The sequence below is a fragment of the Natronoarchaeum rubrum genome, from assembly GCF_024494695.1.
Map to the genome: position 1 here is coordinate 152,404 of NZ_JANHDP010000003.1, position 26,792 is coordinate 179,195.

Annotated in this window: 31 protein-coding genes and 1 pseudogene; 16 read left to right on the top strand and 16 right to left on the bottom strand. The window is 66.0% G+C overall.

Annotated elements, in window-relative coordinates:
- The first annotated feature begins 79 nt into the window (after window positions 1–79).
- Entirely contained in the window at window positions 80–331 is a 252-nt protein-coding gene (locus NO931_RS08400; protein ID WP_256391210.1) for an MTH865 family protein, read from the top strand.
- Window positions 332–428: 97 nt separating this feature from the next.
- Complete coding sequence (locus NO931_RS08405; protein WP_256391211.1) at window positions 429–1,076, top strand: hypothetical protein; 648 nt, start codon at window positions 429–431, stop codon at window positions 1,074–1,076.
- A gap of 41 nt (window positions 1,077–1,117) precedes the next feature.
- On the opposite strand, the gene NO931_RS08410 is transcribed toward NO931_RS08405, so the two are convergent.
- Both NO931_RS08410 and NO931_RS08415 read right to left on the bottom strand, forming a co-directional pair.
- Window positions 1,118–1,759 carry a zinc metalloprotease gene (locus NO931_RS08410; RefSeq protein ID WP_256391212.1) on the bottom strand — a complete coding sequence of 214 codons (642 nt, stop codon included), beginning with the start codon at window positions 1,757–1,759 and terminating at the stop codon, window positions 1,118–1,120.
- Window position 1,760: 1 nt separating this feature from the next.
- Window positions 1,761–3,533, bottom strand: coding sequence for a TraB/GumN family protein (locus NO931_RS08415; RefSeq protein ID WP_256391213.1), 1,773 nt, complete (start codon window positions 3,531–3,533; stop codon window positions 1,761–1,763).
- A 189-nt stretch (window positions 3,534–3,722) separates the two neighbouring features.
- Between NO931_RS08415 and NO931_RS08420 the strand changes: the two genes are divergently transcribed.
- A complete protein-coding gene (locus NO931_RS08420; protein ID WP_256391214.1) occupies window positions 3,723–4,172 on the top strand; it encodes an acyl-CoA thioesterase in 450 nt (149 codons plus the stop codon).
- A 24-nt stretch (window positions 4,173–4,196) separates the two neighbouring features.
- Here the strand turns inward: NO931_RS08420 and NO931_RS08425 are convergent, their stop codons facing one another.
- The 5 genes from NO931_RS08425 to NO931_RS08445 all read right to left on the bottom strand — a co-directional run bounded on the left by NO931_RS08425 (window position 4,197) and on the right by NO931_RS08445 (window position 9,365).
- Entirely contained in the window at window positions 4,197–4,451 is a 255-nt protein-coding gene (locus NO931_RS08425; protein ID WP_256391215.1) for a hypothetical protein, read from the bottom strand.
- Window positions 4,452–4,512: 61 nt separating this feature from the next.
- Window positions 4,513–5,769, bottom strand: coding sequence for a WD40/YVTN/BNR-like repeat-containing protein (locus tag NO931_RS08430; protein ID WP_256391216.1), 1,257 nt, complete (start codon window positions 5,767–5,769; stop codon window positions 4,513–4,515).
- 145 nt (window positions 5,770–5,914) lie between these two features.
- Complete coding sequence (locus tag NO931_RS08435; protein ID WP_256391217.1) at window positions 5,915–6,922, bottom strand: cytochrome d ubiquinol oxidase subunit II; 1,008 nt, start codon at window positions 6,920–6,922, stop codon at window positions 5,915–5,917.
- Window positions 6,915–8,372 (bottom strand): cytochrome ubiquinol oxidase subunit I, encoded by a 1,458-nt coding sequence (locus NO931_RS08440; RefSeq protein ID WP_256391218.1) that lies wholly within the window; start codon window positions 8,370–8,372, stop codon window positions 6,915–6,917. The genes NO931_RS08435 and NO931_RS08440 overlap by 8 nt, the downstream gene beginning before the upstream one ends.
- A gap of 126 nt (window positions 8,373–8,498) precedes the next feature.
- On the bottom strand, window positions 8,499–9,365 hold the full coding sequence (locus tag NO931_RS08445) for a 3-hydroxyacyl-CoA dehydrogenase family protein (RefSeq protein ID WP_256391219.1): 867 nt from the start codon (window positions 9,363–9,365) through the stop codon (window positions 8,499–8,501).
- 149 nt (window positions 9,366–9,514) lie between these two features.
- Here NO931_RS08445 and NO931_RS08450 point away from each other — a divergent pair, with 149 nt between their 5' ends.
- The 3 genes from NO931_RS08450 to NO931_RS08460 all read left to right on the top strand — a co-directional run bounded on the left by NO931_RS08450 (window position 9,515) and on the right by NO931_RS08460 (window position 12,151).
- Complete coding sequence (locus NO931_RS08450; protein WP_256391220.1) at window positions 9,515–10,321, top strand: DUF7409 domain-containing protein; 807 nt, start codon at window positions 9,515–9,517, stop codon at window positions 10,319–10,321.
- A 157-nt stretch (window positions 10,322–10,478) separates the two neighbouring features.
- Entirely contained in the window at window positions 10,479–11,276 is a 798-nt protein-coding gene (locus NO931_RS08455) for a class I fructose-bisphosphate aldolase (protein WP_256391221.1), read from the top strand.
- Window positions 11,273–12,151: a class 1 fructose-bisphosphatase gene (locus NO931_RS08460; RefSeq protein ID WP_256391222.1), complete on the top strand. Its 879-nt coding sequence runs from the start codon at window positions 11,273–11,275 to the stop codon at window positions 12,149–12,151. The genes NO931_RS08455 and NO931_RS08460 overlap by 4 nt, the downstream gene beginning before the upstream one ends.
- Here the strand turns inward: NO931_RS08460 and NO931_RS08465 are convergent.
- Entirely contained in the window at window positions 12,144–12,989 is an 846-nt protein-coding gene (locus tag NO931_RS08465; RefSeq protein ID WP_256391223.1) for an ABC transporter permease subunit, read from the bottom strand. The genes NO931_RS08460 and NO931_RS08465 overlap by 8 nt on opposite strands.
- On the bottom strand, window positions 12,986–13,936 hold the full coding sequence (locus NO931_RS08470) for an ABC transporter ATP-binding protein (RefSeq protein WP_256391224.1): 951 nt from the start codon (window positions 13,934–13,936) through the stop codon (window positions 12,986–12,988). The genes NO931_RS08465 and NO931_RS08470 overlap by 4 nt, the downstream gene beginning before the upstream one ends.
- A 396-nt stretch (window positions 13,937–14,332) precedes the next feature.
- On the opposite strand from NO931_RS08470, the gene NO931_RS08475 reads away from it, so the two are divergent.
- The 4 genes from NO931_RS08475 (at window position 14,333) to NO931_RS08490 (ending at window position 18,703) form a co-directional block, all read left to right on the top strand.
- Entirely contained in the window at window positions 14,333–14,593 is a 261-nt protein-coding gene (locus NO931_RS08475; RefSeq protein WP_256391225.1) for an amphi-Trp domain-containing protein, read from the top strand.
- A 46-nt stretch (window positions 14,594–14,639) separates the two neighbouring features.
- Window positions 14,640–16,418: an acyl-CoA carboxylase subunit beta gene (locus NO931_RS08480; RefSeq protein WP_256391226.1), complete on the top strand. Its 1,779-nt coding sequence runs from the start codon at window positions 14,640–14,642 to the stop codon at window positions 16,416–16,418.
- Window positions 16,419–16,545: 127 nt separating this feature from the next.
- Window positions 16,546–17,520, top strand: a complete 975-nt coding sequence (locus tag NO931_RS08485; protein ID WP_256391227.1) for a hypothetical protein — start codon at window positions 16,546–16,548, stop codon at window positions 17,518–17,520.
- Window positions 17,521–17,941: 421 nt separating this feature from the next.
- Window positions 17,942–18,703: an SDR family NAD(P)-dependent oxidoreductase gene (locus NO931_RS08490; protein WP_256391228.1), complete on the top strand. Its 762-nt coding sequence runs from the start codon at window positions 17,942–17,944 to the stop codon at window positions 18,701–18,703.
- Between the two features lie 29 nt (window positions 18,704–18,732).
- Here NO931_RS08490 and NO931_RS08495 read toward each other — a convergent pair whose 3' ends face one another.
- The gene (locus tag NO931_RS08495; RefSeq protein WP_256391389.1) at window positions 18,733–19,344 is read right to left on the bottom strand and encodes a GNAT family N-acetyltransferase; all 612 of its coding nucleotides are present in this window, start codon (window positions 19,342–19,344) and stop codon (window positions 18,733–18,735) included.
- 449 nt (window positions 19,345–19,793) lie between these two features.
- Between NO931_RS08495 and NO931_RS20830 the strand changes: the two genes are divergently transcribed.
- Window positions 19,794–20,180, top strand: coding sequence for a PH domain-containing protein (locus NO931_RS20830; protein WP_375142029.1), 387 nt, complete (start codon window positions 19,794–19,796; stop codon window positions 20,178–20,180).
- Complete coding sequence (locus NO931_RS08505; protein ID WP_256391229.1) at window positions 20,177–21,730, top strand: PH domain-containing protein; 1,554 nt, start codon at window positions 20,177–20,179, stop codon at window positions 21,728–21,730. Before NO931_RS20830 ends, NO931_RS08505 begins: the two co-directional genes overlap by 4 nt.
- Before the next feature lie 25 nt (window positions 21,731–21,755).
- On the opposite strand, the gene NO931_RS08510 is transcribed toward NO931_RS08505, so the two are convergent.
- A complete protein-coding gene (locus NO931_RS08510; RefSeq protein ID WP_256391230.1) occupies window positions 21,756–21,917 on the bottom strand; it encodes a hypothetical protein in 162 nt (53 codons plus the stop codon).
- A gap of 148 nt (window positions 21,918–22,065) precedes the next feature.
- Here NO931_RS08510 and NO931_RS08515 point away from each other — a divergent pair, with 148 nt between their 5' ends.
- Together NO931_RS08515 and NO931_RS08520 are read left to right on the top strand one after the other, a co-directional pair.
- Window positions 22,066–22,440, top strand: coding sequence for a hypothetical protein (locus NO931_RS08515; protein WP_256391231.1), 375 nt, complete (start codon window positions 22,066–22,068; stop codon window positions 22,438–22,440).
- Between the two features lie 108 nt (window positions 22,441–22,548).
- Window positions 22,549–23,064 carry a DUF6789 family protein gene (locus NO931_RS08520; RefSeq protein WP_256391232.1) on the top strand — a complete coding sequence of 172 codons (516 nt, stop codon included), beginning with the start codon at window positions 22,549–22,551 and terminating at the stop codon, window positions 23,062–23,064.
- A 22-nt stretch (window positions 23,065–23,086) separates the two neighbouring features.
- Here NO931_RS08520 and NO931_RS08525 read toward each other — a convergent pair whose 3' ends face one another.
- The 3 genes from NO931_RS08525 to NO931_RS08535 form a co-directional block, all read right to left on the bottom strand.
- The gene (locus NO931_RS08525; RefSeq protein WP_256391233.1) at window positions 23,087–23,551 is read right to left on the bottom strand and encodes a nucleoside deaminase; all 465 of its coding nucleotides are present in this window, start codon (window positions 23,549–23,551) and stop codon (window positions 23,087–23,089) included.
- A 110-nt stretch (window positions 23,552–23,661) separates the two neighbouring features.
- Complete coding sequence (locus NO931_RS08530; RefSeq protein ID WP_256391234.1) at window positions 23,662–23,967, bottom strand: chorismate mutase; 306 nt, start codon at window positions 23,965–23,967, stop codon at window positions 23,662–23,664.
- Window positions 23,925–24,776, bottom strand: a complete 852-nt coding sequence (locus NO931_RS08535; protein ID WP_256391235.1) for a shikimate kinase — start codon at window positions 24,774–24,776, stop codon at window positions 23,925–23,927. The genes NO931_RS08530 and NO931_RS08535 overlap by 43 nt, the downstream gene beginning before the upstream one ends.
- A gap of 123 nt (window positions 24,777–24,899) precedes the next feature.
- Between NO931_RS08535 and NO931_RS08540 the strand changes: the two are divergent.
- Both NO931_RS08540 and NO931_RS08545 read left to right on the top strand, forming a co-directional pair.
- Window positions 24,900–25,322 (top strand): annotated as a pseudogene (locus NO931_RS08540) (DUF5796 family protein); the annotation flags it as partial.
- Between the two features lie 212 nt (window positions 25,323–25,534).
- Window positions 25,535–25,783: a DUF7508 domain-containing protein gene (locus NO931_RS08545; protein WP_256391236.1), complete on the top strand. Its 249-nt coding sequence runs from the start codon at window positions 25,535–25,537 to the stop codon at window positions 25,781–25,783.
- 27 nt (window positions 25,784–25,810) lie between these two features.
- On the opposite strand, the gene NO931_RS08550 is transcribed toward NO931_RS08545, so the two are convergent.
- Both NO931_RS08550 and NO931_RS08555 read right to left on the bottom strand, forming a co-directional pair.
- Complete coding sequence (locus NO931_RS08550) at window positions 25,811–25,945, bottom strand: DUF7128 family protein (protein WP_256391237.1); 135 nt, start codon at window positions 25,943–25,945, stop codon at window positions 25,811–25,813.
- A gap of 90 nt (window positions 25,946–26,035) precedes the next feature.
- Window positions 26,036–26,710: a helix-turn-helix domain-containing protein gene (locus tag NO931_RS08555; protein ID WP_256391238.1), complete on the bottom strand. Its 675-nt coding sequence runs from the start codon at window positions 26,708–26,710 to the stop codon at window positions 26,036–26,038.
- Window positions 26,711–26,792 lie beyond the last annotated feature (82 nt).

The following is a 26,792-nucleotide window of genomic DNA, read 5'->3' on the forward strand; positions in this document are numbered from 1 at the left end:
CCCGCCTCGCGCGGGCGCGACCCGCCGACCGCCCAACTACACCAAAGTTTAATATTTATCGCGGTACGACTGTTTTCACATGGCAGACAAAGCCGAACTCCGAGAGCAGATGATCGACGCCTTCGAGGGCGCTGACTACCCGATCTCCAGTCCGATGGACCTGGTCCCCGCGCTGCCGAACGGTCCGGGCACCAAGTTCGAGTCGGGCGACTTCTCGATGACCGCCATGGAGCTGAACACCAAGCTCTCCGGCGGGGACTTCCCCTACGACTCGGCCGACGGGTTCGTCGACGACGTCCTCGAAGAACTCGAGGAGAACGGTCACATCTGATCCGAACGGGCCGTTCGTCCCACGAGTAACGCGCCGCGGTCGCAGAACCGTCGAACTCCCGCTAGATTATTTATAGGTCCGATCCGGAGAGACGTGCATGCCGGAGATAGAAATCACGGACGACCAACGCGAGTATCTCGAGGATCTGCGCGGGGAGCTAGAGGAAGACGTCGTCTACGGACACGTGCGCCTAACAGACGCGCTCCAGTTCCTGATCGACAGCAGAGAGGGAGCGGCGGCCGATCTCGACGCCGCCGATTCGGGCGCACCGGCTACCCAAGAAATCGGTGACAGCGTCGACGAGGGCTCGGCCGACGACGGATCTGCGGACGATCCCGGGGACGCAACCGAGGGCACCGACACCGCCGACGAATCGGACGAAGAGAACGCGGAGGACGCCGACCCCGAAACCGGTGACGAAGCCGGCGCGCCAGTCGACGAGGAGTCCGATGCAGAATCCGACGCCGAAGACACCGACGAGGACGCCGAAGACGCCGAGGATGCCGAAGACGAGGATGCGGACGCCGACGATACCGAAGACGAAGACGCCGAACCGGCCGCGGCGCCGACGCCGGGCGGCGGCGGCGATCGCCTGAACACGATGATGCAACTGCTCGACACCCACGAGGAGAAGTGGCGCGAGGGGTCGGGCGACGCGCGCTACGAGGTCGATCTCCCGGACGGCTCGACCGAGACGGCCAACACGAAAGACGACGTGCGCGCGCTGCTGTTCAAGAACTACTGAGCCGTCAGTCGAAAAAACGGCAGGACGCCGCCGCGTCTCTTTTACACCGGCAGCCAGCCGAGTCGCGTGAACGCTAAGTACGCCGCGACGGCGGACACGCCGAACACCGCAACAAAGACCAGCTTGCTCCACGCGATCACCGTTTTCCCGTCGAGCGGGCCGAACGGGATCATGTTGAACGCGGCGAGAAAGACGTTGATGAACACGCCGAACGCGCCGACGCTCGCGAGGAACTCGATCGGCGCGAACGCGAGAGGAAGGAAGATCGCCGCCAGTAGCAGGTTCGTCACCGGCCCGGCGACGGCGATCAGCCCGTTCTCGCGGGGCGTGATCCGGCCGCGGTGGTAGACGGCGCCCGGCGCGGCGAAGATGAACCCGATGAACGCGCCCATCAGCGCCAGGAATAGCATGCTGTAGTCGGCCCGGAACTCGGCGAGCTGGCCGAACCGGACCGCGACGACCTTGTGGGCGAGCTCGTGGAGCATGAAGCCGACGCCGACCGTCACGATACAGAGGACGACAACGTCGACGAACCCGGCGGCGCCGATCGCCGACGGCCCGGTCAGGAAGACGGCGAACGCGGCCGAGAGCACGGTCCACGCGACTGCGAGATCCCGCAGTTCGCGGTTGCTAAAGGACAGCGACTGGCCGCCGCGTCGTCCGGATCTGCGTGCGCCCGCCATCTCAGGTCACCAGCTCCGCGATCAGTTCGGCGCTGTTGCGCGCGCCTGCGACCAGTTCGGACATGACGCCGCTGACGCCGCCGATCTCCGGCGCCATCGCCGGGATGACGACGGTCAGGAACAGGAAGCTGGCGACGATGCTGCCGATGTTCGTCATCGCGACGATCATGATCAGCCGGAACAGCGGCACGTCGAACATTCGCCCGATCAGGTCGGGGATCGGACTCTCGGTGTCGTCGAGGATCTGATTGAGCTGCTGGATGTCGCCGACGTTCACGGGGCGATGTCGCAGTTCGACGTAGCCCGCGAACCAGCCCGGCGCGAGCAGCGGGTTGATGCTGGTGAGCCAGGCGACCGCGCCGCCGACGCCCGCGCTCGACCAGCGCGCGCCGGCGAGCCGGGCCATCCCGAACGCGAAGACGCCGTTGATCAGGAACCACGCGCCGAACAGCTTCAGCAGGAACGTGTCCTGAACGCCGGCCATCAACAGGAGGACGAAAAAGGCCGCGAAGCCCAGCGTGAACAGGTAGCCGACGATCTTGCCGATCGAGAAGCGGCGTCCGGACGCCGTTTCCGATATCGACTCGATTTCGGGCAGCTCCTCGGGATGGTCGAGGTAGCGCTCGATGCCGGCGCGGTGGCCGGCGCCGACGACCGCGACGACGGTGTGACCCTGCTCCCGTAGCGCGTGGAGCTTGTGGGCGATGAATGCGTCGCGCTCGTCGATCAGCGCCTCGGCGCCCCGCGGGCTGAAGCGACGGAACTCCTCCATCATCGCGGTGACGACGTCGCCGTCGGTCAGATCCTCGATGTCGAAGTCGTCGTCGAGATCCATATCGTCGGCGTCCTCGACGCCGGTCGAAAGTACGAAGCCGGCGACGGCGCCGACCGCGAGCCCGACGAGGCCGCCCAGCGCTGCGCCCGAAAGCAGCCGAATCACCGTCTCGCCGACGGTCAGGAACGTTCCCGACCCGAGGATGCCCGCGGGAAGCGGGTCCGCAACCGCGAGTGCGAGCCCCGCGACGGCGCCGCCGACGGCGCCGACGAGCAGGCGAAAGGTGAACGCGTCGAACGTGTCCGCGAGCGACCCCGGCGGGCGGATCGAGGGCAACGCGAACAGGCCGACGCCGAGGCCGACCGCCGCGCCGCCGACGAGGCCACCGAGGATCTGGAGGGCCGCGGCGCTCGTCACGCCGAGCGCGAACAGGCCGCCCAGCCCCAGCGCCGGCGCGAGGAACTGACCGAACACGGCGCCCAGTATCATCCCGATGCCGGCACCGCCGACGATCCCGAGCGTCAGCGGGTCGGTGATGCCGACAGCGAGCCCGCCGACGAGCTTGAACTTCTCGCCGAGCGAGAGTCTGGTCCAGAACCGCTGCATCGTCACCTGAATGTCCCGGTCGACCAGCGCGACGCCGAGTCCGAACTCCTCGGCCGTCTCGATGGCGGCCTTCATGTCGGCGCCGGGTTCGATATCGAAGCGATCGCCCATCTGCGTCTGGACGTAGGAGAGCATCCAGTAGGCGAGAAACTGGAACACGGTGTTGCCGCCCAGCAGGTCCTTGGCCTCGATGTCCTCGGGCGCCTCGCCTTTCATCTGGCGGTAGCGCCCCTCGTCGAGTTCCACGGCGACGACGTCGGGCCGGCGCTCGCGGATCTCCGATTCGACCCGCTCGGCGCTCTCGGCCGACACGTGGGCGGTGCCGACCACGCTCACGCTGCCGGGCGCGTCGGCGTCCGGCGACGCGGGATCCGACTCCGCAGGCTCTGTCATCTACTGCGTCGTACACTCGGCGGGGTTTTACGCTTGTCGAACGCCGAAACGCCAACTCGCCTGCGGCGTCGTGTGACGAGCCTCGACCCCGACGCCGCTGCAGTGTTTCGGCACCGTCGCCGTCCCTAATCCGGCGCGTCGTCGCCCCGATCCGGTGCAGTCTTTCGTGCCCGCAGGGAACGAGCGTACATGACGACGAGGCTGACGGAGACGTACATCGAGAACCGGTCGATGGTCCAGCCCAACCACGCCAACATGCTCGATACGGCCCACGGCGGGAACGTGATGAAGTGGATGGACGAGGTCGGCGCGATGTCGGCGATGCGCTTCGCGGGCGAGACCTGCGTCACCGCGCGGATGAGTCAGGTCGACTTCGAGCGCCCGATCCAGGTCGGCGACACCGCACTGATCGAGGCGTACGTCTACGCCGCCGGGACGTCGAGCGTCCGGGTGCGAGTCAAGACGTACCGCGAGAACCCGACGACCGGCGAGACGGAGCCGACCGCGGATTCGTACATCGTCTACGTCGCGGTCGACGAGGACCGGAACACCGTCGAGGTTCCGGACCTGCGCGTCGAAACCGACCGCGCAGAGCGGCTCCGCGAAGAGGCGCTCGCGGGCGAGAACGGCGGCGACTGAGCGGCGTTGCGGCCGGCGCCGGCGTCAGGGCATCACGGACTCTATCTCCTCCGACGCGCCCGCGCTCTCGGCGGCGCTGCCGCGGCGTCGGTACCACCAGAGAAAGCCCTGCGCGAGGATGCTGGCCACGGTCGATCGGTACGCGAGCGCTCCGAGCGCGACCAGCAGCGCGCCGGCCTTGCTGTCGCCCCGCCTGAACTCCCGCGCGGCCTGTGCGAGCGCCGAGATGACGGTGACCGAGCGGCTCGTCTTCGATCCGAAGAGTCGTTTGAGGACCATACCGGAACTCCCACGCGCCGAGTGAAAAGCGTCGGGCCAAATCGGCGCCGCCGATCGCTCCTCACCTGCTGACGACGACGCCGTCCTCGCCGACCGCGACAGCGCGGCCGCCACGGCTGTCGACGCCCTCGAACGCGTCGTTCTCGAACGTGCGGCGCTCCCAATCGGCGTCCGGTACCGATCGCTCGAAGACGGCGTCCTCGCCGCAGGTCACGGCGTACTCCCCGTCCCGGGCGATCCCGGTCAACTCGTCGTCGAAGAGCCGATCCGGCGTCCACGTGCGGCCGTCGTAGCGGTGGACGACGCCGTCGTCGGCCGCGACCAAGCAGTCGTCTCGCTCGCTCGCCGCCAGATCCGTCAGCGTCCCGCCCGCGCCGTCCACGCCGACGCGCTCGAACGACCTGCCGGCGTCGGTCGTCTCGAAGACGCCGTCGTTCGTGTCACAGCAGTAGGCCAGCGCGGCGTCGACCAGTTCGACGCCGCTCAGGCTCGACCCGCTCCCCGGCGTCACCGGCGACGCCCACGACGGGCCGTCGTCACCGAACTCGCCGCGGAGCACTTCTCCGGAGCCGTTGATCAGTAGGATCGTCTCCTCGCCCGCGGACCCACCGACGGCGACGCCCGACCAGTTGTCCGTGATGCCTGCGGGGGCCGTGTAGTCGACGTGTTGCCAGCCGTCGGCGACGATCCGCCCGAGCGCGCCGCTGTCCCCCGCGATCCAGACCGCGGCGCCGTCGTCGGTAGCGGCGGCGCCGACGAGGTCCTCGCCCTGCGCCGCGGGGCCGTCCGCCAGCACGACGGTCCACTCATCCTCCCGCTCGGCGAGGACGACGCCGCCGTCGCCGACGGCACAGGCGCCGCCGTCGGTGATCGCGACAGCCTCGAGGTCGGCGTCGGTGGGGCCGTTCGTCCGCGTCCACTGGCGCTGCGGTTCGGCATCGTCGGTCGTCGGATCGGCGTCCTCACTCGTTTCCCTGGCATCTTCGTCCGCCGGCTCGGCGTCACCTCCGCCCGGTTCGGCCGGCCCTGATTCCGCCCGGTGCCGATCGACCCGGTTCGCGGGATCGCTCTCGTCGGCGGTCGAGCCGGCGTCGCGACGGCCTTCGACCACGTCTGCCGCCGCAGCCCCGTGGGCGAGGTACAGCGCCGCGGGCGGGAGGAGATAGGACGCCAGCGCGAGCGCGACGAACCATCGGTTGACGAACGTCAACAGTCCGAACGCGGTCAACCCCGCGGTCGCGACCGCGTGGACCCACGTCTGCGTGTAGCTTCTGAAGAACGCGACGAAGCCATCGTCGGACGACCGCTCGGCATCCATACTACCGTATCGTGGCGGGACGGTGATAATCACTGTCCACAGGGGATGCTGACCGTTGGCGCGCCGGATCGTTACTCGTGCTCGCAAAACACCTCGCCGGTGTTTCTGCCGAGATTCCCCGGAGAACGACTTCGGTAGGCTTCAGCTAGTAGCCGCCCTCGGCCCCCTGTTCGTCGATCGGCCCAGCGAAGACGCCGTAGAGGAACTTGAAGTACCACAGCACGAGCAACAGCACCGGCAGGCCGAGCACGGTGACGAGGTTGAGTGCGAGCGGCGACACCACGGCGGCCTCTACCGTGAGCCCGCTGGCCGGGTAGATCGTCGGATACAGCAACCGGGCGACGAGAGCGACCAGCAAGGCAGAGAGCCCCAACGTGCTGGCGAACCAGAGCCGATGACGGCCCAGTCGGGCGAGGACGATACCGCCGAGACCCAGTGCGACGCTCCCGATCACCACGGCAACTGCCGACGGCGTCAGTAGTAGGCCCCGTACGCCGACGGGGTCCGTCCAGAGAACGACCGCGAGGAGGACGACGACGCCGCCGAGATACGCGAGCGTCGACACCGTCCCGTACCGTGCCATCTCGGCGGCGAGCGAGCCTCGCGTCTTCGCGGCGACGAAGGCCGCGCCGCTCGCCAGCGAGAGCGCGACCAGGCCGATCCCCGTCAGGAGACTCGGTGCGCTGAGGGCGGGCGTCCCGAAGATCCAGCTCCCGACGAGCGTCCCGAGCAGGAGCGGCGTGATCGTGCTCCCGAAGACGAACAGTCGATCGCACGTTTGCTGCCAGAGCTCGTCCTCGCGCTGTTCCCGGAGTTCGGGCGAGACGCCGCGGAACACCAGCCCCATCACGACGGCGATGGCGAGCAGGTAGTGCTCGCTGAGCAGTCGCGAGTAGATCGGCGGAAACGCCGCGAGCAGGGTCGTCCCGAAAGCGACCAGCCACACCTCGTTGGCGTCCCAGACAGGCCCGAACGCCGCGAGCAGGGTCTCGCGGTCGTGCTCGTCGCGTGTCGCGTAGAGCATCCCGATCCCGAAGTCGAACCCGTCGAGGGCGACGTACATCGCGAGCGTGAACATGACGACGCCGAACCAGATCGTCGGGAGCGACGGGACCAGGTACTGCTCGGTCGAGAGCATCAGCGGGCTAATCATCGGAACTCACCAGGGGAAGCCGCGGCCGGTCGGTGTCCGACTCCTCGCGCACGCCCAGCCGAACGAGTTCGCCCTCAATCAGCCACTTGAATGCGAAGCCGAACGCGGCGAGCAAGACGATGTAGAGCGCCACGAACGCCACGAGTGTCGTGGTCGCCTCGGCCCCGGTGAGCGTCGTCGAGGCGGCGTCTTGCGTCTTGAGGACGCCCTGTATCACCCACGGTTGTCTCCCGATCTCCGTGACGTACCACCCGGTCAGGAGTGCTGCGAACCCCAGCGGCGTCGCCAACGTCATCGCTCGCAAGTAGCGGTCGCTCTCGGACAACCGCCCCTTGCGCAGGAGATTGCCGCCCCAGAGGGCGAGCCCGATAAAGAGGAACCCGAGCCCGACCATGAAGCGGAACGACCAGAACACCAGGGCGACGGGCGGGTTGTCGTCGTACTCGTGTAATCCGACCACCTCCTCGGAGAAGTCGCCGCCGCTCGCGAGGAACGATCCCATCGCCGGGAGGCTGATCGTCCAGAGGTTGTCGGTCCGCGGGTCAGTCAGCGAGTCGACGCTCTTCGGGATGGCGATGAGGTGGAGGTCCGCCTGTCCCGTATCGTAGTGAGCCTCCATCGCGGCGAACTTCTGTTCTTGAGTGTCGGCGACGTGCCGGCCGTAGGCGTCGCCGTGGACCGCCTGTAGCGGCGCGGTGAGCAACAGGAGGACGACGGCGGCGCGCAGCGCCGTGTTCCACGCCTCGGAGTTTCGCTTCCGCCAGACGAAGTACGCCGAGACGCCGGCGACCAGCAGCGTGACGGAGATCACCGAGGCGTTGATCATGTGGACGTACATCCACGGGAGCCGCGGCGTCAGGAAGGCGGCGACCGGATCGGTCAGCTGAGCGACCTCCATCCCGTTGCGCTCGACGAGTTCGAAGCCCTGCGGCGTCTGCATCCAGGCGTTGACGACGAGGATCCAGAAGCCCGAGAGCCACGCGCCGACGCCGGTCAGCACCGACGACAGCACGAAGGTCCGATCGGAAACGCGCTCGCGGCCGAACAGCAGGACGCCGAGGAAGACGGCTTCGAGGAAGAAGGCCATCTTGGCCTCGAACGCGAGCGGCCCGCCGATCATCTCGCCCGCTGCCTCGGCGAACACGGGGAAGTTCGTGCCGAACTGGAAACTCATCGGGATCCCGGTGACCGTCCCCATGACGAACCCGATGCCGAACAGCTTCACCCAGAACTCCCGAAGGCGGGCGTACCGCGGGTCGCCAGTCCTGACGTCTTTCCAGGTGAAGTATACGATGAACGGTGCCAGTCCGATCGACAGCGAGGCGAACAGTATGTGGACGCTGATCGTCCAGCCGAACTGGACTCGGCTCGCGACCTCCGCCGACAGGAGCGGGGCGGCCGGTATCGCCTCGAGTACTGTCGAAAGCAGTATTGCAGATACTGGTACCATGTGGACACGTCTCCTAGTTACCAGGAGGGACCAGTACGGCGATAAACCTGGACGCGATTCTACGACCCTGAGAATGGCGGGTCTTTTTATATACTTGCGGCGGCGCCGCCTGCAGTGACCGCGCCGTCAGCCGTCGTAGACGTAAAACCCCTCACCGGTCTTTTTGCCGAGGTCGCCGGCGTCGACCTTGCGCCGGAGGAGATACGCCGGGCGGTATCGATCGCCCAGTTCCTCCTGCAGCGTCTCGGAGGCGTGGAGCACGACGTCCAGCCCGATGTGGTCGGCCAGCTCCAAGGGACCCATCGGGACGTTGGTTCCGAGTTTCATCCCGCGGTCGATGTCGTCCTTGGTCGCGACGCCTTCGTCGAACGCGCGGATGCCCTCGTTGAGCCACGGCATCAGGATGCGGTTGGTGACGAACCCGGGCTTGTCGTCGGCTTCCCACGTCTCCTTGTCCAGATCCTCGGAGAACGCGTGCGCCAGGTCGACCGCGCCGTCGCTCGTCTTCTCGCCGACCACGACCTCGACGCCGTCCATCACCGGAACGGGGTTCATGAAGTGCAGGCCGACGACCCGCTCGGGGCTGTGGGTCGCGCTCGCGATCCGAGTGATCGAGAGCGTGCTGGTGTTCGTCCCGAGCAGCACGTCCTCGTCGACGTGTTCTTCGAGGTCGTCGAACACGTCCTGCTTGACGTCCATGTCCTCGACGACGGCCTCGACGACGAGATCGCAGTCCGCGAGATCGGCGAGCTCCGTCGTCCCCTCGATGCGCTCGCGCGCCGCCTCGGCGTCGCTTTCGCCGAGCGCGCCCCTGTCGACCAGACGGCCGAGGCTGTCGTCGATCGAGTCGAATCCGCCGTCGACGTACGCTCGCTCGACGTCGCGCATCACCACGTCGTAACCGGCGGTCGCCGCGACCTGTGCGATGCCACTGCCCATCGTGCCCGCGCCGACGACGCCGACGCGCGAGACCGAATCGAGTGTCCGGACCATGCGTGAACGTGTGACGCGAGTGCGATAAACGTTTGTTCCCGCTGACCGGTAACGCAACGAATCGGTGTCAGACGCCGTCCCGTCCCCGGAACGGCTGGAGAAAGTTTCAAGAACCCGGGGAAACATCGTTCCACAACCCGGTGAGGGCCGTGACACGAACGGAAGACGCCGACGAGGAGTTGCTCGAACTCCGGTACGTCGGCCCGGCGACGGCGTCCACGCTCGCAGCGGAGTCGGTGACGGTCGCCGACGTCCGCGAGAAGCGGGTGTCCTATCAGCTACTCGTCGACGCCGGCATCAACGCTGGCGTGGCGACGAAGATCCGGCGGTGGCACTCGCTGCCGTGGACGTTCGACGGCGAGGAGCACCACCTCGACCGGCGCTCGCAGAACGTTCGGCACCTTCAGGACGACGAGCGCGAGTGGGTCGCCGCCAGCAGCGACTGGCGCGAGGACGACGCGGCGTCGAGCGGCACCGAGAGCGACGATGGCGACGAGACGGCGCTCACGGACGACGACTGGGAGCGCGACGACGCTGCGGCGCGGGACGAGAACGCGTCTCGGGACGACGATCGCCCCGTCCTAACCGCGGGTGACTGGCAACCCGCGGGTGACGACACACGCGACGACGCGAACGCATCGGCAGACGCGGCGTCTGACGACCCCCTCACCGACGGGGACTGGACGCCCGACGACGTCGGCGACGCCGCGGAGACCGACGGGAGCGGCTCCGCACGGGCCCGGGAGTCCGCGTGGCGCCGCGAAGCGCGAGCCGATCCCGTCACCGCGATTCCCGGACTCGACGAGGACGTCGCCGCGACGCTGGTCGACGCCAGCGTGACGAGCGCGCGGCGGCTGGCGACCGCCGATCCGGAGCACGTCGGCAAAGTACTCGACCTGCCGACCGAGACGGTTCGTGAGTGGGTCGACGCCGCGTCGAACTACGTCGACGGGTAGTCAGACCGGTTATTAACTACGTTCGTAGTAATGCGAGTTTAGGCGATATTGCGCAATTAGAATCCTCTATAAAGATTCTAACCGCCTCCTACACCGTATTATGGTTTTGCGGTTCGACCGGCATCTATATATACTGCATGATTGGATTTCGAAATAGATGTTCCCGCTGACCGACGAGGCGATCGCGCGCGACGGGAAGGTACTGATCCTCGCGATGGACCACGGGTTAGAGCACGGGCCGACCGACTTCGAGGCCGTTCCCGAGACGCTCGACCCCGAGACGGTGTTCGAGGCTGCGACCCACGACGCGGTGACGGCGATGGCGGTCCAGAAGGGCGTCGCGGAGACGTACTACCCCTCCTACGAAGACGACGTGGCTCTCCTCGCGAAGCTCAACGGGACGAGTAACCTCTGGATGGGCGAGCCCTACTCTCCGAAGAACTGGTCGGTCGAGTACGCCGCCGAGCTCGGGGCCGACGCGGTCGGCTACACAGTCTATCCGGGGTCGAACCGCGAGCCGGAAATGTTCGAGGAGTTCCGCGACGCCCAGGAGTCCGCGCGCGACCACGACCTCCCGGTCGTGATGTGGTCGTACGCCCGCGGTCAGGGCCTCAAGAACGACACCAAAGACGAGGTGATCGCCTACGCCTCGCGGATCGGTCTCGAACTCGGCGCCGACGTGGCGAAGGTGAAGTACCCGGGTAGCAAGACGGGCATGGAGTGGGCTGTCGACGCCGCGGGCGACACCAAAGTCGTGATGAGCGGCGGCTCGAAGGTCGACGACTACCAGTTCCTGGAGAGCGTCGAGTCGGTGATCGACGCCGGCGGCGCCGGGCTCGCGGTCGGCCGCAACGTCTGGCAGCGCGAGAATCCCGAGCGCATCCTCGACGCGCTCGAAAAGGTGATCTTCGAGGAACAGACCGCAGAAGCGGCGCTCTCGGAGGTGGAATCGTGAGCGAGCAGCTCGCGCCGACCGACGCCGACCGCTACGACCGGATCGTCGACGAGGTGTTCGCGACGGTCGCCGACGCCACGCCGGAACTCCGCGACGCGATCCGCGGACGCCGCGGCGAAACAGATGCCGAGAACCCGAGCGGCGACCAGCAACTCGAAGCCGACCGGTGGTTCGACCGCCTTCTGGCCGACCGTCTCGGCGCTATCGACGGCGTCGGCGCCTACGCCAGCGAGGAGCGCGCCGAGCCGATCGACTGCGGCTCGGGCGTGAGCCTCACGGTCGACCCGCTGGATGGCTCTTCGAACCTCGTCTCGAACAACCTCGTGGGGACGATCGTCGGCGTCTACGACGACGAGCTCCCCGCGGCGGGACGAGACATGATCGGCGCCGGCTTCGTCGTCTACGGACCGACGATCACGATGATCCAGGCTCGCGGTGAGACGGTCGCGGAGTACGAGATCGTCGACGGCGAGCGTGAACCGCTCCGCGAGGGCTTCGAGCTGCCCGACGATCCGACCGTGTTCGGGTTCGGCGGCGGCGACGACGAGTGGCCCCCGGCGTTCCAGCGGTACGCCGACGACGCCCGCGAGGAGCTGAAACTGCGCTACGGCGGCGCGCTCGTCGGCGACGTCAACCAGGTGCTGCGCTACGGCGGCGTGTTCGCCTACCCAACCCTGGAGTCGCGCGAGGAAGGAAAGCTCCGCCTGCAGTTCGAGGCGAACCCGATCGCGTACGTCGCGCGCGCCGCGGGCGGTGCGGCGTCCGACGGCGAGCGGTCGATTCTCGACGTGACCGCTGCACGGCTTCACCAGCGGACGCCGCTGTACGTCGGTAACGAGAAATTGATCCGGGAGCTTCCGGAGGAGCTTAACTGATCGTCGTGCGCTGGAACCGCACGTAGCCGATCGCCAGCGGGACGACGATCCACAGCAGGGCGATGATGCCGCTGAACCAGTTTTGCAGGTAGATCGGTGCCTCGCTACCAGCCTGCAGGGACCCCAGCGAGCCCCCGAAGCCGAAGTCGAAGAACATGAGCAGGAACTTCTGGAGCGACGCCGAGGGCGTCGCCGTCGAAAGGAACTGGAACCAATCGGGCACACCGCCGGTGATTCTGACTGTCCCGTTCAGGAGATAATAAATGCCGATCGGGATGGCAGACCAGAGATACTGGAAGAGGATGATGGTGCCCGCGGCCAGCCCCATCGCCTTGCCACGGGAGTTGACACTGGCCGAAATGCTGACCGCGAAGACGGTGTACAGCATGGCGACCAGTAGCGTGAACACGAGGAACTCGAAGAACGATCCTGCGGGGAGTTCGCCGTACACGGCGAACATCACGACGGCGCCGACGCCGAAGCCGAGCAGCGTCGGCACCGCGAGGACGCCGAGCCGGCCCAGAACCTTCCCGAGAACGACTTCGCCTCTGACGATGGGAAGCGAGAGCAACATCCGAATGCTACCCGTATCACGTTCGCCGACGATCGACATGTAGCCGACGATCATGGCGAGAATCGGGATCAACAGCAGCATCGGCGTACTCATGAAGTTCAGCGCCGCCGCGATGTCCGGATCGCCGCCGAGCGCCTTCGGCGCGTACGAAGCGATTCCGACGAACACGATCATCAGCGCCGACAGCACCCACAGCATCTTCGAGCGCGCGGCGTCGGCGAAGTCCTTCTTCGCGACGTCGATCCAGGCGTTAGCTCCGCTCATGCGTCCACCTCCGCGGGCTCCGCGCTGGTGTCTACGCCCTTGGACGTGTAGCTCGCGAACAGGTCGTCGAGACTGGCCTGTTCGGTCGAGAAGTCGTCGACCGTGAGACCGGCGTCCTCGATCGCCGAGAGCACCGCCGTCTTGCTCCCGCGCTCCGAGAGGCCGACCCGGATCGTCGAGCCCTCGATCGAGACGCTGGTGACGGCGTCGAGGTCGCGCAGCGAGCCGGCGACGCCGTCGGGCTGGCCGCCGACCTGAACCGTGAGCTGGGTGTCCGACCCGACTTCGTCACGGAGGCCTTCGATCGAGTCCTCGACGACCATCTGTCCCTCGTTCATGATACCGACGCGGTCACAGACCGCCTCGACCTGCCCGAGGATGTGACTGGAGAAGAACACGGTGGTGCCGCGCTCGTTCTCCTCGCGAACGATCTCGCGGAGCTCGCGCGCGCCGTTCGGGTCGAGCCCGGAGGTCGGCTCGTCGAGGATCAACAGTTCAGGATCGCCGACCAGCGCCATCGCGAGACGAAGGCGCTGGCCCATCCCTTTCGAGAACCCGCCGGCCTTCCGGTCGGCGGCGTCGGCGAGCCCGACGCGTTCGAGGAGGGCCTGGGGATCGTCGTCGGTCTCTTTCACGTCGATCGCGAACTCGACGTGCTTGCGCGCAGTGAGCCGGTCGTACAGCCCGACGTCGTCCGGCAGGACGCCGACGCGCTGGTGGATCTCCTTGATGTCGGACTGGGCGTCCAGGCCGAGCACCGTCGCCGTCCCATCCGTCGGGCGAATGTAATCGAGCAGCATGTTGATCGTCGTCGACTTTCCGGCCCCGTTGGGCCCGAGGAAGCCGTAGATCTCACCCGATCGGACGGTGAGATCGAGGCTGTCCACCGCGAGCACGTCGCCGAACTGCCGCGTCAGGTTTTGGGTTTCGATTGCTGGAGGACTCATTCGTCGGTCGGAGCATCTTCGTCCAGACTTATAAAACAACCTACATTGAATAGGCGGAATGAACTGTCACGAAACCGACCCCGCTCGTCGACTGGGAAATCAGTCCCTACCGGAGCGTAGACGCTCTATTACAATGTCGAATCAGGCGCTATCTCGAAGCCGGACGCCGGGTGCGTCCGCCCGAATCGGGGGATTCGGGAGCCGCACTGTTCGGAGAGAGGACGTCCGCGCGACCCGCTGATGTGGGGCGGAACAGGACGCCGGGACCGGCCCGGAATTTTCGTTCCGTCTTTGATATGCTACCGTTCTCGGTGCCATCCGTCCGAGCGATATCGGCGTTGCTTTCGGAGCCCTAGCCCGCGTATTACAATCTGGCCCACGTCCCCCGTTCCCACTATGGCGGATCGGACTTCCTACACGGACACCAAGACTCGGGACGATATCGCCGACCGGCTCCGGGAGCTCGCGGACGCGTTCGAATCCAGCGACACGACCGTTCATGCCGGCAACAAGTCGGTGCATCTGTCCCCGCCGGACTCGATCAACTACCAGATCGACATCGTCGAGCGCTCGTCGCTACTGCGCGGCGACCACGAGTCGGTCGAGATCGAACTGGGCTGGAAACCCGAGCAGCAAGATCAGGAGCCGCCGGAGTAACGCGACCGGGAAAACTGTTTTACCGGCTCTCCGCGCACACGGTGACGTGAAAGTTCGCATCGGGGCGGACGCGACCGACGACGAGGCCGCGGCCATCGCCGCGGCGCTGTCGAGCCACGTCGAGGAATCGGTGGAGGTGTACGTCGACGACGCGGCGTCGCCGTCAGCGACGCGCTCGCCGGACGAGCCATCGGATTCGCCGGGCTCGGCGACGGCGACGGGGAGCGACGGCGGCGAGGAACTCGGCCCGACGGAGCGCGAGCGACAGCTCCTCGAAGAGATCGAAGAGATCGAAGCCGGCGGGCCGGAGAAGTACCGCGAGCGCCTCGACGAACAGGGGAAGCTGTTCGTTCGGGATCGGCTCGATCTCTGGTTCGGCGAGGAGGGCGTCGGGTTCGAGGACGGACAGTTCGCTAACTTCGATGCCTGGCATCCCGACAGCCCGGACGTCGAGGAGTACGATCCGAACGATCGACTGCCCGCCGACGGGCTGTTGACCGGCGCCGCCGAGTTCGAGGGCCGGTCGCTCCACTTCATGGCCAACGACTTCACCGTGAAGGCCGGCTCGATGGCCGAGCGCGGCGTCGAGAAGTTCCTGCGGATGCAACAGCGCGCGCTCAAAAGCGGCCGCCCGGTCCTCTACCTGATGGACTCCTCGGGCGGCCGGATCGACCAGCAGACCGGCTTCTTCGCCAACCGCGAGGGGATCGGGAAGTACTACTACAACCACTCGATGCTCTCCGGTCGAGTCCCACAGATCTGCGTGCTGTACGGTCCCTGCATCGCCGGGGCGGCGTACACGCCGGTGTTCGCCGACTTCACCGTGATGGTCGAGGGAATGAGCGCGATGGCGATCGCCAGCCCGCGGATGGTCGAGATGGTCACCGGCGAGCAGATCGATCTAAACGAGCTCGGGGGACCGCGCGTCCACATGGAGGAGTCGGGCAGCGCCGACCTGATCGCGGAAGACGAGGAGCACGCCCGCGAACTGGTCGCGCAACTGCTCACGTATCTCCCGGACAACGCCGACGAGCGACCGCCGAAGTCCGAGACGGTCGCGCCCGTAAAGTCGCCGGACGGGATCGACGCCGTCGTCCCCGACCGACCCAACGAGGGGTACGACGTGAACCGGGTGATCGAGCGCCTCGTCGACGGCGACTCCTTCTTCGAGTTGCGATCGGGCTACGGCGCCGAGATCGTCACCGGGTTCGCCCGGATCGACGGCCGACCGATCGGGATCGTCGCCAACCAGCCCGCCGAGCGCGCCGGCGCGATCTTCCCCGACGCCGCCGAGAAGGCTGCACAGTTCATCTGGACCGCCGACGCGTACAACGTTCCGCTGCTCTACCTCTGTGACACGCCGGGCTTTATGGCCGGCTCGCAGGTCGAGAAGGAGGGTATCCTCGAACAGGGCAAACGGTTCATCTACGCCACGTCGTCTGCGACGGTGCCCCAGCAGACGGTCGTCACGCGCAAGGCCTACGGCGCCGGCATCTACGCGATGGGCGGCCCGGCGTACGATCCCGAGAGCGTGATCGCGCTCCCGTCGGGGGAGATCGGGATTATGGGTCCCGAGGCGGCGATCAACGCCGTCTACGCCAACAAACTCGCCGAGATCGACGACGAGGACGAGCGCGCGGAGCGGGAAGCCGAACTCCGGGAGGAGTATCGCGAGGACATCGACGTCCACCGCATGGCCAGCGAGGTGGTGATCGACGAGATCGTCCCGCCGAGCGAGCTGCGGGCAGAGCTGGCCGCCCGTTTCGCGTTCTACGAGGACGTCGAGAAGGATCTGCCCGACAAGAAGCACGGTACTGTACTGTAGCTGAGGGGGACATCTACTATTTAAAAGTCCCGATCAACTTTAATCAGGAACACAGCAGGAGGAAGTGATAGAACCCAATTAAAATTCTGGCTTAGGGATTTTATTATACCAGTGCTAACGATGACGTATGCCACCAACAGCTCAAACGTACATATCCTCTCCTTGTGGAAGCTGGGCAGACCCAGACACTTCTGATGTGAGTGATGAGATAGTTCCAATAGAATTTGATCAGTATCGCCTAAAGTACTTTCCAGATGCTATTAATAATCTCCATGCTATAAAAAGGCGAAAAACCATAAAAGAGGTTGTAGATAAGTATTTGACTTACAGAAAGTACCTCTTTGATCCGTCTCCGAGTAGGATACGTGCTGAAAAGCAAACTGCTCGTGACTTTGAGGTAACTTGGCAAAGTATCCAGGCACACATATATGATCTTTATGATCAGAATGAACCGCTTAGCGCTTTCGAGGACGATCTAGAGAGGGTTTGGGAAGCTCGACTACAGTCCTTCTCAAAGGACCAGAGGGCAATCAGGAACTGCTGTCAGAAGATTAAGAATACCTTGGAGAGTTTCTTAGATATAGAAGCCTCGGATATCTCCTTAGACGAGATTACCTATGAAGACTTGTCTAAAGCTAATGATCTCCACCTTGTTCAATCCCCTGAGGTATTGAAATCGCTTAAATCGCTTGATGAATACTGCCAGTTTCATAATCGTGTGTCCATCAAGCCTAAAGATATCACGGGTTATGACATAGAATTTGGCAGAACTTGGAAGAAAATACTTAGTATAATCGAGAAAGACCTCAATAGGAATTCAAAAGAGGATGATGCAATCTCCCTTACTAATGACTGGGATTGTACTGAGGCATATGCAGTCTTCCCCGATGATAAGAACTACTATGAGAAGCATTCATGTAGTATCTCTATTAAATATCATAGAAATGGCAAAATGAATATAGAAGCGTGTTTGTGGCCTAGTTTTGTTAGTGAGGACAGTGTAGTGAGGCTATCAACAGAATGTGATGGTATTGGTCAGTGTAGCATCAATCTGTTTATAGTTCACTCAATTAATCAATTCCACTCCATGGCAGGAGAATGAGCAAGATGACAGACAATTCTCAAGAGGAAAGAAATCCAGAAAGCCATGAGGGATCAGTCATGATTGTCAAAGTGAGTGATAAAAAGGAGATAGAAAATCCTCTACTGGTAAAGTCTACAACCTCACCGGACACGGCTAATACAAATTCCTCACTTAACATAGTCCAAATATGTTCTATTCTCTCTGCCGCATTTGTTGGTGCGCAAGTATTAGCCAATCCATATGATCCATTATCACTCCAAATCATAACGTCTATTTCAATAATGTCCTTTCTTGGTACGTTAAGATTGATGTTGCGATAAGGACTTCTTCACGCGTAGAAACCATAGGTGTAATATGTTTAACCACCCTCGAAGAACCCCGTTGCCTTTCTCTTTGCCACCGGTTCAAAGTTTATTGTGCTTCGGCGTGACGCCGACGTATGCGACTCGATGACAAGACGGTGCTGATCACGGGATCGGGGACGGGAATCGGCGAGTCGACCGCGCTGCGCTGCGCCGAGGCGGGAGCGACGGTCGTCTCGACGGACGTCGACGCCGACGCGGCCGAGGCGACGGCGGTGTCGATCCGCGACGACGACGGTGAGGCGACGAGCTTCGAGCTCGACGTGACCGACGGCGACCGGTTCCACGAGGTCGTCGACGAGGTCGCCGCGGAGCGCGGACTCGACGTGCTGGTCAACAACGCCGGTATCGGCCACCCGCCGTCGTCGGTCGAGGACACCGACGCTTCGGTTCGGGACTACGTCGTCGACGTGAACATCAACGGGACGTGGAACGGCTGTCACGCCGCGCTGCCGGTGATGAAAGAACAGGGATCGGGCTCGATCATCAACATGGCGTCGGTCGGCGGGATGCTCGGCTTCCCCTACCAGTCGGTGTACGCGCTGACGAAGGCGGCCGTGATCAACTTCACCCGGGCCGTCGCCGCGGAGGCTGGTCCGGCGGGCGTGCGCGCCAACGCGGTCTGTCCCGGGTTCGTCGACACGCAGCTCACGGAGGCGTTCTTCGCGGGGCGCGAGGATCCCGAGGCCGCACGCGAGGAGATGATCGAGGACTACCCGCTCCGGCGGCTCGGCGAGCCCGAGGAGATCGCGGACTGCGTCGCCTTCCTCGCCAGCGACGCGGCGTCGTTCGTCACGGGCCACGCACTCACGGCCGACGGCGGCTATTCGAGCACGTGACCGGCGACGCGGCGGTGTGATCGGCGGCGCTATGCGTCGAGCACGCCTGGGCCGCCGCCGGAGGCCTCGTACTCGGCCTGCGTGACGGTGTACCGGTGCTGGGTGATCGGCTCGCCGTTAAACGCGTCGTGGTTCCGAAGTTTGCCTTCGTGACGGCCGCCGTGGCGCTCGACGTATTTCTCGATGGCACGGCGTGACTTGTCGTTGTCAGCCCAGTGTGTGACCTCGACGACGTCGAGATCCAGCCGGTCGAAGGCCAGTTCCATCATCGCGGCGGCACGCTCGCCCGAGTAGCCCCTGCCCCAGAACCGCTTTCGGAGCCAGGTTCCGAGGGTCGCCGTTCGTCGGTCCCAGTCGATCAGGATCGCTGCAGCGCCCGCGATCTCGCCCGCACCGTCCTCGCCTGCAGCCGGTCGAATCACGTAGTCGATCCCCCCGGCTTCGGCGATCCGCTCCTCGACCGATTCGAGGAATCCGAGCGTCTCACGGACCGTCTCGTGGGGGTCCCAGGTGAGATACTCGGTCACGTCCTCGATCCCCGGATCGGACGAGCAGAGCTCGTAGAACTCGACGGTGTCGACGTGCTCGGTCGTCAGCGGTTCGAGTACGAGGCGCTCGGTCTCGATCCTGTCGGGGAACAACTCGCCCGGCATGGCTTCGCGGTCTCGCGAGGCGAACAAAAAGCCACGGGTCAACCGGTGCCCGACGGCGGGGATATTTACGGCAGGCACCCCCAGAATCCGACATGAGCGGCAACGAACCGTCGGAGACGGCGTCGAGCGGCCGGGACGACGAAACGCCGACCGACGACGATTCGGCGGACGGATCGTCCCAGACGTCCGAGGAAGCGGCGCCGGCCGACGACGAGGTAGTCGACGAACCGTCGACGAGCGGAGCCGAAGCATCCGATTTCGACGCCTCCGGCGACGTGCACGACGACGCCGAACCGAGGGACTCGATCGTCCCGGACGAGCGGGTCGCGAACGACGTGACGGCGTCGGATCTGACGATCGAGCCGCGGGGGCTGGACTCCCGCGTCCGGATCGTCTGGGTGCTCCAGGGACTGCTGTCGGCGGCGATCCTCTCGGTCATCGTCGGCGCGGTCGCGTCGTTCTTCGTCGCGGGCGCCGGCTGGATCGGGGCGGCGACGTTCGCGATCGTCGGAACGCTCGTGATGATCCACTCGATCCTTCGCTACCGGATCTGGACCTACGAGGTCCGCGAGGACGCGCTGTACCTGGAACGCGGCGTCCTGACGCGCGTGCGAACGGTCGTCCCCTACGTCCGGATCCAGCACGTCGACGCCAGCCGCGGCCCCGTCGAGCGGTCGGTGGGACTCGCGTCGTCGGTCGTCTACACCGCGGGGACGCGCGGCGCCGACGTGACGATCCCCGGGTTGACGTCCGAGCGGGCCGACGACATGCAGGAGCGGCTCAAGCAGTTGGCGATCCTCGCGGACGGTGACGACGCCGTATGACGACGCTGCACCCGCTGTCGATCCCCTATCGGGCGGCCCAGCGCGTCTGGCAGTTCGTGGGCTTTCTCGTCATCTTCGCGTTCTCGGGGACGCTCCTCTCGGGCGACGGGCTGCAGGCCGCGGGGCTGCTGGGGATCGTCGGAACGCTCCTCGTCGCCGTCGTCGTCTGGGAGGTGCTGTACTACCAGCGCTTCGAGTACGACCTGACCGAGACGACGTTCGACCTCCGGTCGGGCGTGCTCTCGACGCGCGACCGGGAGATTCCCTACCGCCGCGTTCAGAACGTCTCGATCAGCCGGAACGTGATCCAGCGCGTGCTGGGGCTCGCCGAAGTGACAGTCGAGACCGCCGGCGGGAGCTCGGCGGAGGCCCAGCTCCGGTACGTCGACGTCGACGAGGCCGATCGCCTACAGAACGAGATCGGCCGCCGAAAGCGCCTCGTCGCTCGGGACGAGACGGGCAAAGCCGACCGCGACGCGGCGTCCGACGACGAGCGCGCGGACGAGAAAGCGGATGTCGAACAGCTGTTCGCGATCTCGGACCGCGAGCTGACGATGCTGGGGCTGGTGTCGATCGACCTGCGATTCCTGCCGCTCGTGACGGTGCTGGCGCCGCTGTTCGGGCCGGCAGTCGCCGAGCAGATGTTGGTAGCCGGGCCCGCGTTCGTCGTCGCGCCGCTGGCCGCGATCGCGCTCTACGCCGTGACGGCGCTGGCCAGCGGCGTCGTCGCGGTGCTGAACTACTACGGGTTCACGCTCGTCCGGCGGGGCGACGAACTCAGGTACGACCGGGGACTGATCGAGCGCTACAGCGGGACGATCCCGCTCGGTAAGGTCCAGACGGTGTCGATGGCCGAGAACGTCCTCCAGCGGCTCGTCGGCTACGCGTCGCTCTCGATCGAGACGGCGGGTTCCTCGCCCGGTCAGGCCGGCGGCTCGCAGTCGGCGGTCCCGCTGGCCAGGCGCGAGCGGGTGATCGACCTGGCCCAGTCGGTCGAGCGCTTCGGCGACCCGTCGTTCGAGCGCCCGCCCAAGCGCGCCCGGATGCGGTACGTCGCCCGGTACAGCATCGTTCTCGCGGTGCTGATCGGCGCGGCGTTCCTCGCCGATCGCGCGACGACGACCCAGCTGTACTGGTACGCGCTGTTCGCCGCCGTTCCGCTGATCCCCGTCGCCGCCCACCTCAAGTGGCGCAACCTCGGCTACGCGCTCGGCGACGATCACGTCGTGACCCGAGCGGGCTTCTGGAACCGGACGACGACCGTCGTGCCGTACTACCGTGTGCAGACGGTGCTGGACAGCCAGACGATCTTCCAGCGCCGGCGCGACCTCGCGACGCTGACGATCGACACCGCCGGCTCGCGCAGCCTCACCGGACAGGACGCCCAGGCGGTCGACATCGACGTCGGACTGGCGGCCGAGCTACGCGAGGAGGTCGCTTCGCGTCTCCAGGACTCGCTGGCCGAGCGGACGCCCGCCGAGGATCGGTTGTTCGACGTCGACGCCGCGCCCGACACGACGTTCGACGGGACGCCGTCGCCGGGCGAGTGACCGGGCGGTCGGTCGAGCGCTTCTACTAGCGGCCCCACTCGTAGACCCACCAGCTGGCGCCCAGCAACAGCAGTCCCGCGCCGAGCGCCGACGTCGCGGGCTCCGGGATGATGAACAGCACGAATCCCACGAGGATCAACACGCCCGGCTCGATCTGGTCGAGGTTGCCCGGTGATGACAGGTCCATACGGAAGCTATCGAGGCGCTCTGCAATATGGCTAGGTGCGCGATCGGCCGACGACGCGGCGTCACGCCGCGACGAGCGATCGGGGGCCCGCACCAGACCTACACACTGTGGCCCCGAACTCTTGCCCGCATGGACCCGACGTGTGAGTATGATCGGCGCCTACACGATCGGAAAGAAGGCGGTCAAGTTCGGGTACAAGCGCTACGGCGTCCCCGGCGCGGTGGCGACCGGCGGCGCCGCGCTGGTCGGCTACGTCGCGGTCCGGCGAGCGCTAAAATCGTCCGCGAACGAGGAGAACGTCGAGTCGGCGATCGACGCCGGGGCGGTCAAATCGGCGGTCGACGAGCGGGGCCTGAGCGCCGTGACCGATCCGGGAACGCTGAACGACGCCGTCGACGAGAGTCAGCTCAGCTCGGTCATCGACGCCGACGAGGTGGCGTCCGCGGCCGGCGAGGAAACCGACGAGATGACCGGCGACGACGCCGGCGGCGGTGACGAGGGCGACGTTTCGGATGTCCGGTAGTCGACGCCGCCGATCGGGTGAAAGCGCGCCGGCGGACCGCCGGGCGTTCGTCGGCCGCTCGCACGACCATCCTGATTTATCGTTATGGAGTGCAAATCTGTTACACGCATGAGTTCGGAACAGTCCAACGTCGGGTCGGTATCGGCCGGAGAGGCCGCGAGGGCGGCGGAGGTCCCCATCACGCTCCGCCTGATCGGGATCGCAATGCTCAGCGGCTTCGTTGGGATGGTGGCGATGCTCCCGGTGCTCGTGGGACTCCCCGCGCTGCTGGATCTGTTTAGCACCGCCCCGATCGTCCGGTTTTCGACGTTCGGCTCGTTCCTCGGGCTGGGACCGAGCCTGGCGCTGGGCATCGCGCTGTTCGTCATGGGCGGCACGCTGTTCCTGCCGATCCAGTTCCTCGTCGTCGGCGCCTACCTCCCGCCAGAAGAGCCGCGGTACGCCCGCGGCGTGACGTACGCGCTGATCTACTGGATCGCGTTCGTGATGGTGTTCCTGCCGAGCACCGGGCCGCTCGGCATCGGAGTGTTCCTCGTCGTCTCGATGCTGTACCACGTGTTCTACGGGCTCGCGCTGGGCTACCTGCTCGACGAGTGGGGCGAGATCCCCCAGCACGCCGTCTGAGTCGACAGGTGCTCTGAACGGCCTACCAGTCGAACTCCTCGTGGATCGCGCGCGCTTCCTCGTTGAGCAGCGGCCCGGTCACGTCTGTCTCGCCGTCGAGGATCGTCGCTGTGCGGACTGACGGTTCGCCGCCCGCAAACTCGACGATCTCGTCGGCGCCGACGCCGTAGACGACGCGAGCCAGGCCGGCCGTCCGAAGCCCGCCCGCGCACATCGGACACGGTTCGGTGCTCGTGTACATCACCGTGCGAGCGCGCTCGTCGGGCGAGAAATCGCGGTGGGCCGTCTTCGCGAGATCGAGTTCCGGGTGGCGCCGCAGGTCCGATTCGGTCACGATGCGGTTCGACGCCGTCGCGACGACCTCGTCGTCGCGCACCAGTACGGAACCGAACGGCTCGTCGCCGCGGTCCGCGGCTTCGCGCGCGAGGTCGAAGGCTCGTCGCATGTGTCGTTCGTGATCGAACGCGTCGAGTTCCGGGTCGGTCATTGTCGTCGATACCGTCGACACCGAGCCACAGAAGTGTTGTGCAGTTCGGGTAGCGCGCCGACGAGGTTCGTCGGACGACCATCGAGAACACCACCGTCCGGGGCGGTTCCTCAGCGGGATTCGCGCTGCTCGGCCTTGTTCAACTCGATCAACAGCCGGAAGATCGCCTTGACGAGGTTGCGATCGACGTCGAACTGGTCGGCGTTCTCGCCGGCCCGCTCCATCACCGCGGCCTCCTGGGACTCGTCGGTCGTCGGGAGGCCCTGATCCTCTTTGACCTGCGCGATCGTGTCGGCGACGTAGGTGCGTCGCGCGATCAACTCGACGATCCCTTGGTCGATGTCTCTGATCTCCTCGCGGAGCTCCTCTAAGCTCATCTCGTCCGCGCGCCCGTGGATTGTGTCGTCGTTAGCCATGTTGTCCCACGCCTGTTGTCCCATCTCTCCCGTACTCCTTGGAGTGCCTTTCGGTCGCCCACCGCGACGACGCTGGGGCCGGTGCCGGACAGCGAGACGCCGTCGGCGTCGGGCAGCGCCTCGACTGCCGGCGCGGTGGGAAACTCCAGTGCAGCGCTGAACGCGAACCCGTTGACCGTCATCGCGAGGCCGTACCGGCCGTCGAGCGCGAGGTCGGCGACCAACTCGGCGATCGGGGCGATCCGCTTGCAGCGCTCGACGTCGGCGTCGGCGCTGAACGCCTGCTCGGGCGGCGTGTACACCAGCACGTCCCAGTCGACGGTCTCGCGGGCGAGCAGTTCGTCGCTCCCGTTGTCGGTGACGGTGACGCCGCCGAGCATCGACGCCGAGGCGTCGTCGAACGCTCCCGTGACGGTGACGCCGACGTCGCGGGCCGCCTCGACGCCGAGCAGACAGGCCTCCTCGCGTTCGATCTCGTCGGCGACGCCGAGCGCGTCGAGCGTCGCGAGCACGGTCGCGTTCGCGGCCGCGCTCGAACTCTTGAGTCCCGACGCCATCGGCACCTCGCTCTCGGTGCGCACGGTCCCGCCCTGCCCGTCGCCGTAGCGCTCGGTCGCGAGTTCGACGCAACGCTCGATCAGCCGGGTGTCGGCGTCGGGCGCGCCGTCGATCTCGCCCTCGACGCCCGACTCGTCGGCGAGCGTCACCTCGGCCGTCGTGTACGCGTCGATCGCGAACGCCGAGCCCTTCCCGCAGGCCAGGGCGTTCAGCACCGTCCCCGCCGCCGGGGCCTCCGCTCGTCCGTTCATACCTCTACTCGCCGAAGCGAATATTTACCGCTGGCGGTCGGCGCGCATCACGACGCCGTGGCGTCCGCGGCGATGCCGCCGCCGAACGCGGCGCTTTTCCCGGCCCCGGCCGAATGCGACGACATGAGCGCGCGCAACACGGTCGCCCCGTCGACGATCGGGGTGGAGCTTTCGGAGGACGGCATCGCCGTCGAGTACCTCGACGGACGGGAGGTGTTCTACCACGGCCCGCCGAAGAAAGCCGCGGGGACGGTCAAGACGGCTCCCGGAAAGCTGGTCCAGATCCTCGTCACCGATCCCGATGGCACCGAGGGCGTGCTGACCTACGTCAACGACCGGAACACCCACGACGACATCCTGGAGACGACCGGCGTCGGCCGCGTGTTCGTCGACCCCGGCGAGGAAGAAGAGCTGTTTCCCGGCGTCACCACCCGCGCCGACGGTCACTCGGTCATCGTCGACGCCGATCCCGAGGTCGCGCGCGGCCGGGTGTTCGTGTTCGCCGAGGACGAACTCTCCGAGCAGTCCTACGAGATCGTCGGCGAGGACGCCGTCGACGGCGACGACGCCGCTGCAGAGACAGAGGACGGTGACGGCGCCGCATCCCACGAGCGCGACGCCGACGCGGCGCCGGACGACAGCGATGCCGCAGCGGCGTCCGGCGATGCTGAAGCGGCGTCTGTCGAGGACTCCGACGATGATGACGACGGCGGTGCGTCCGACGGCTGGATCGACTCCGAATACGTCGAGGACGAGTGATGCCGCTCCGAAAACAGTGGCGCGACCTCGATCGGTCGGCGGTCCGCGACGCGCCGAACCGCTACGGCGTCGCGGAGTTCGGCGACGCCGACGGGGAGGCCGTCGCCGTCGAGACGGGGATGCTCAGGGACGTCGTCAAGAGCGCGCTGTCGTACCGATCCGACCCGAACGTACGCTGGGAGACGACCCAGACCAAAGCGCAGGCCGCGGACCTGGCCGACGAGCACCGCGAGCGGCTGGCGGAGTAACTGCTCGCTGCCGGAGGCGTCGCGCCGCTACTGCAGGTACGAGGGCTCCTCTGCGTTGCAGTGTTCCTCGTGTTTGCCCGCGTCGCCCTCGTCGTCGAACAGCAGGCCACACTCCTCGCACTCGTACCAGGTAATCTCGTCGCGCTCGGTCTGAACCACCATGTCACACGTTCGAATCGCAGTCCGTAAAGTCGTTTCTCCGGCGTCGTCGTCCGATCGGCGACGTCTCGTCGCTCGTTCGACGACGAGGTATCACAGTCCCGGCAGGTCCGGGCGATCGCCGGCGACTGCGCTCATCACGGCCGCCTCGGCCTTCCGGAGGTGTTCTGCGGCGGTACCGGGCGAACACGACAGCGCCGCGGCGACGTCCTCGACGGTTCCCTCGCGTGGCGACTCGTAGTAGCCGGAGTCGACGGCGGCGCGGACGGCCTCGCGCTGCCGGTCGGTCAGGCCGCCGCCGCGGTCGAACGGCTGCCCCCTGTACTGGCCGATTTCGAGCACGTCGACGTCGATCGACTCCGGCACGGCGTCGACGGCCTCCTGCACCGCGGCCGAACCCCCTGCCAGCGAGAACTCCGCGCAGCCGTCCTCGCGGTACGTGATCGGCGGGACGATCAGCAGGCCGTCGCGGTCCAGCGCGGTCGCGAGTTCGAACTCGCTCTCGGGAAGATCCTCGCGAACGTAGAGATAAAAGCCGCTCGTGGACGCCGCGACGTGGTAGGTGCGGATCGAATCGACCGTCTCCAGCGCGTCGACGTAGCGGTCGGGACTCCCCTCGACGCGGAACACCGTCGAGATCGTTCCGTCGACCGAGACGCTCCAAGAGAGCTGCCGGGAGGCGCCGTGCTCGTCGCTCTCGACGACGAACTGGTGCATCGGGTGACGCCGCTCCGGCGGCAGCGCCAGCGCCAGCCTGACGTATCTCACGGCCGTCTCATGGTCGTCTCTTTTAAAATAACCTCGCCTTTGAGGCAGCAAGACGAACCCGTATCGTCGCGTAGGTCAGCGT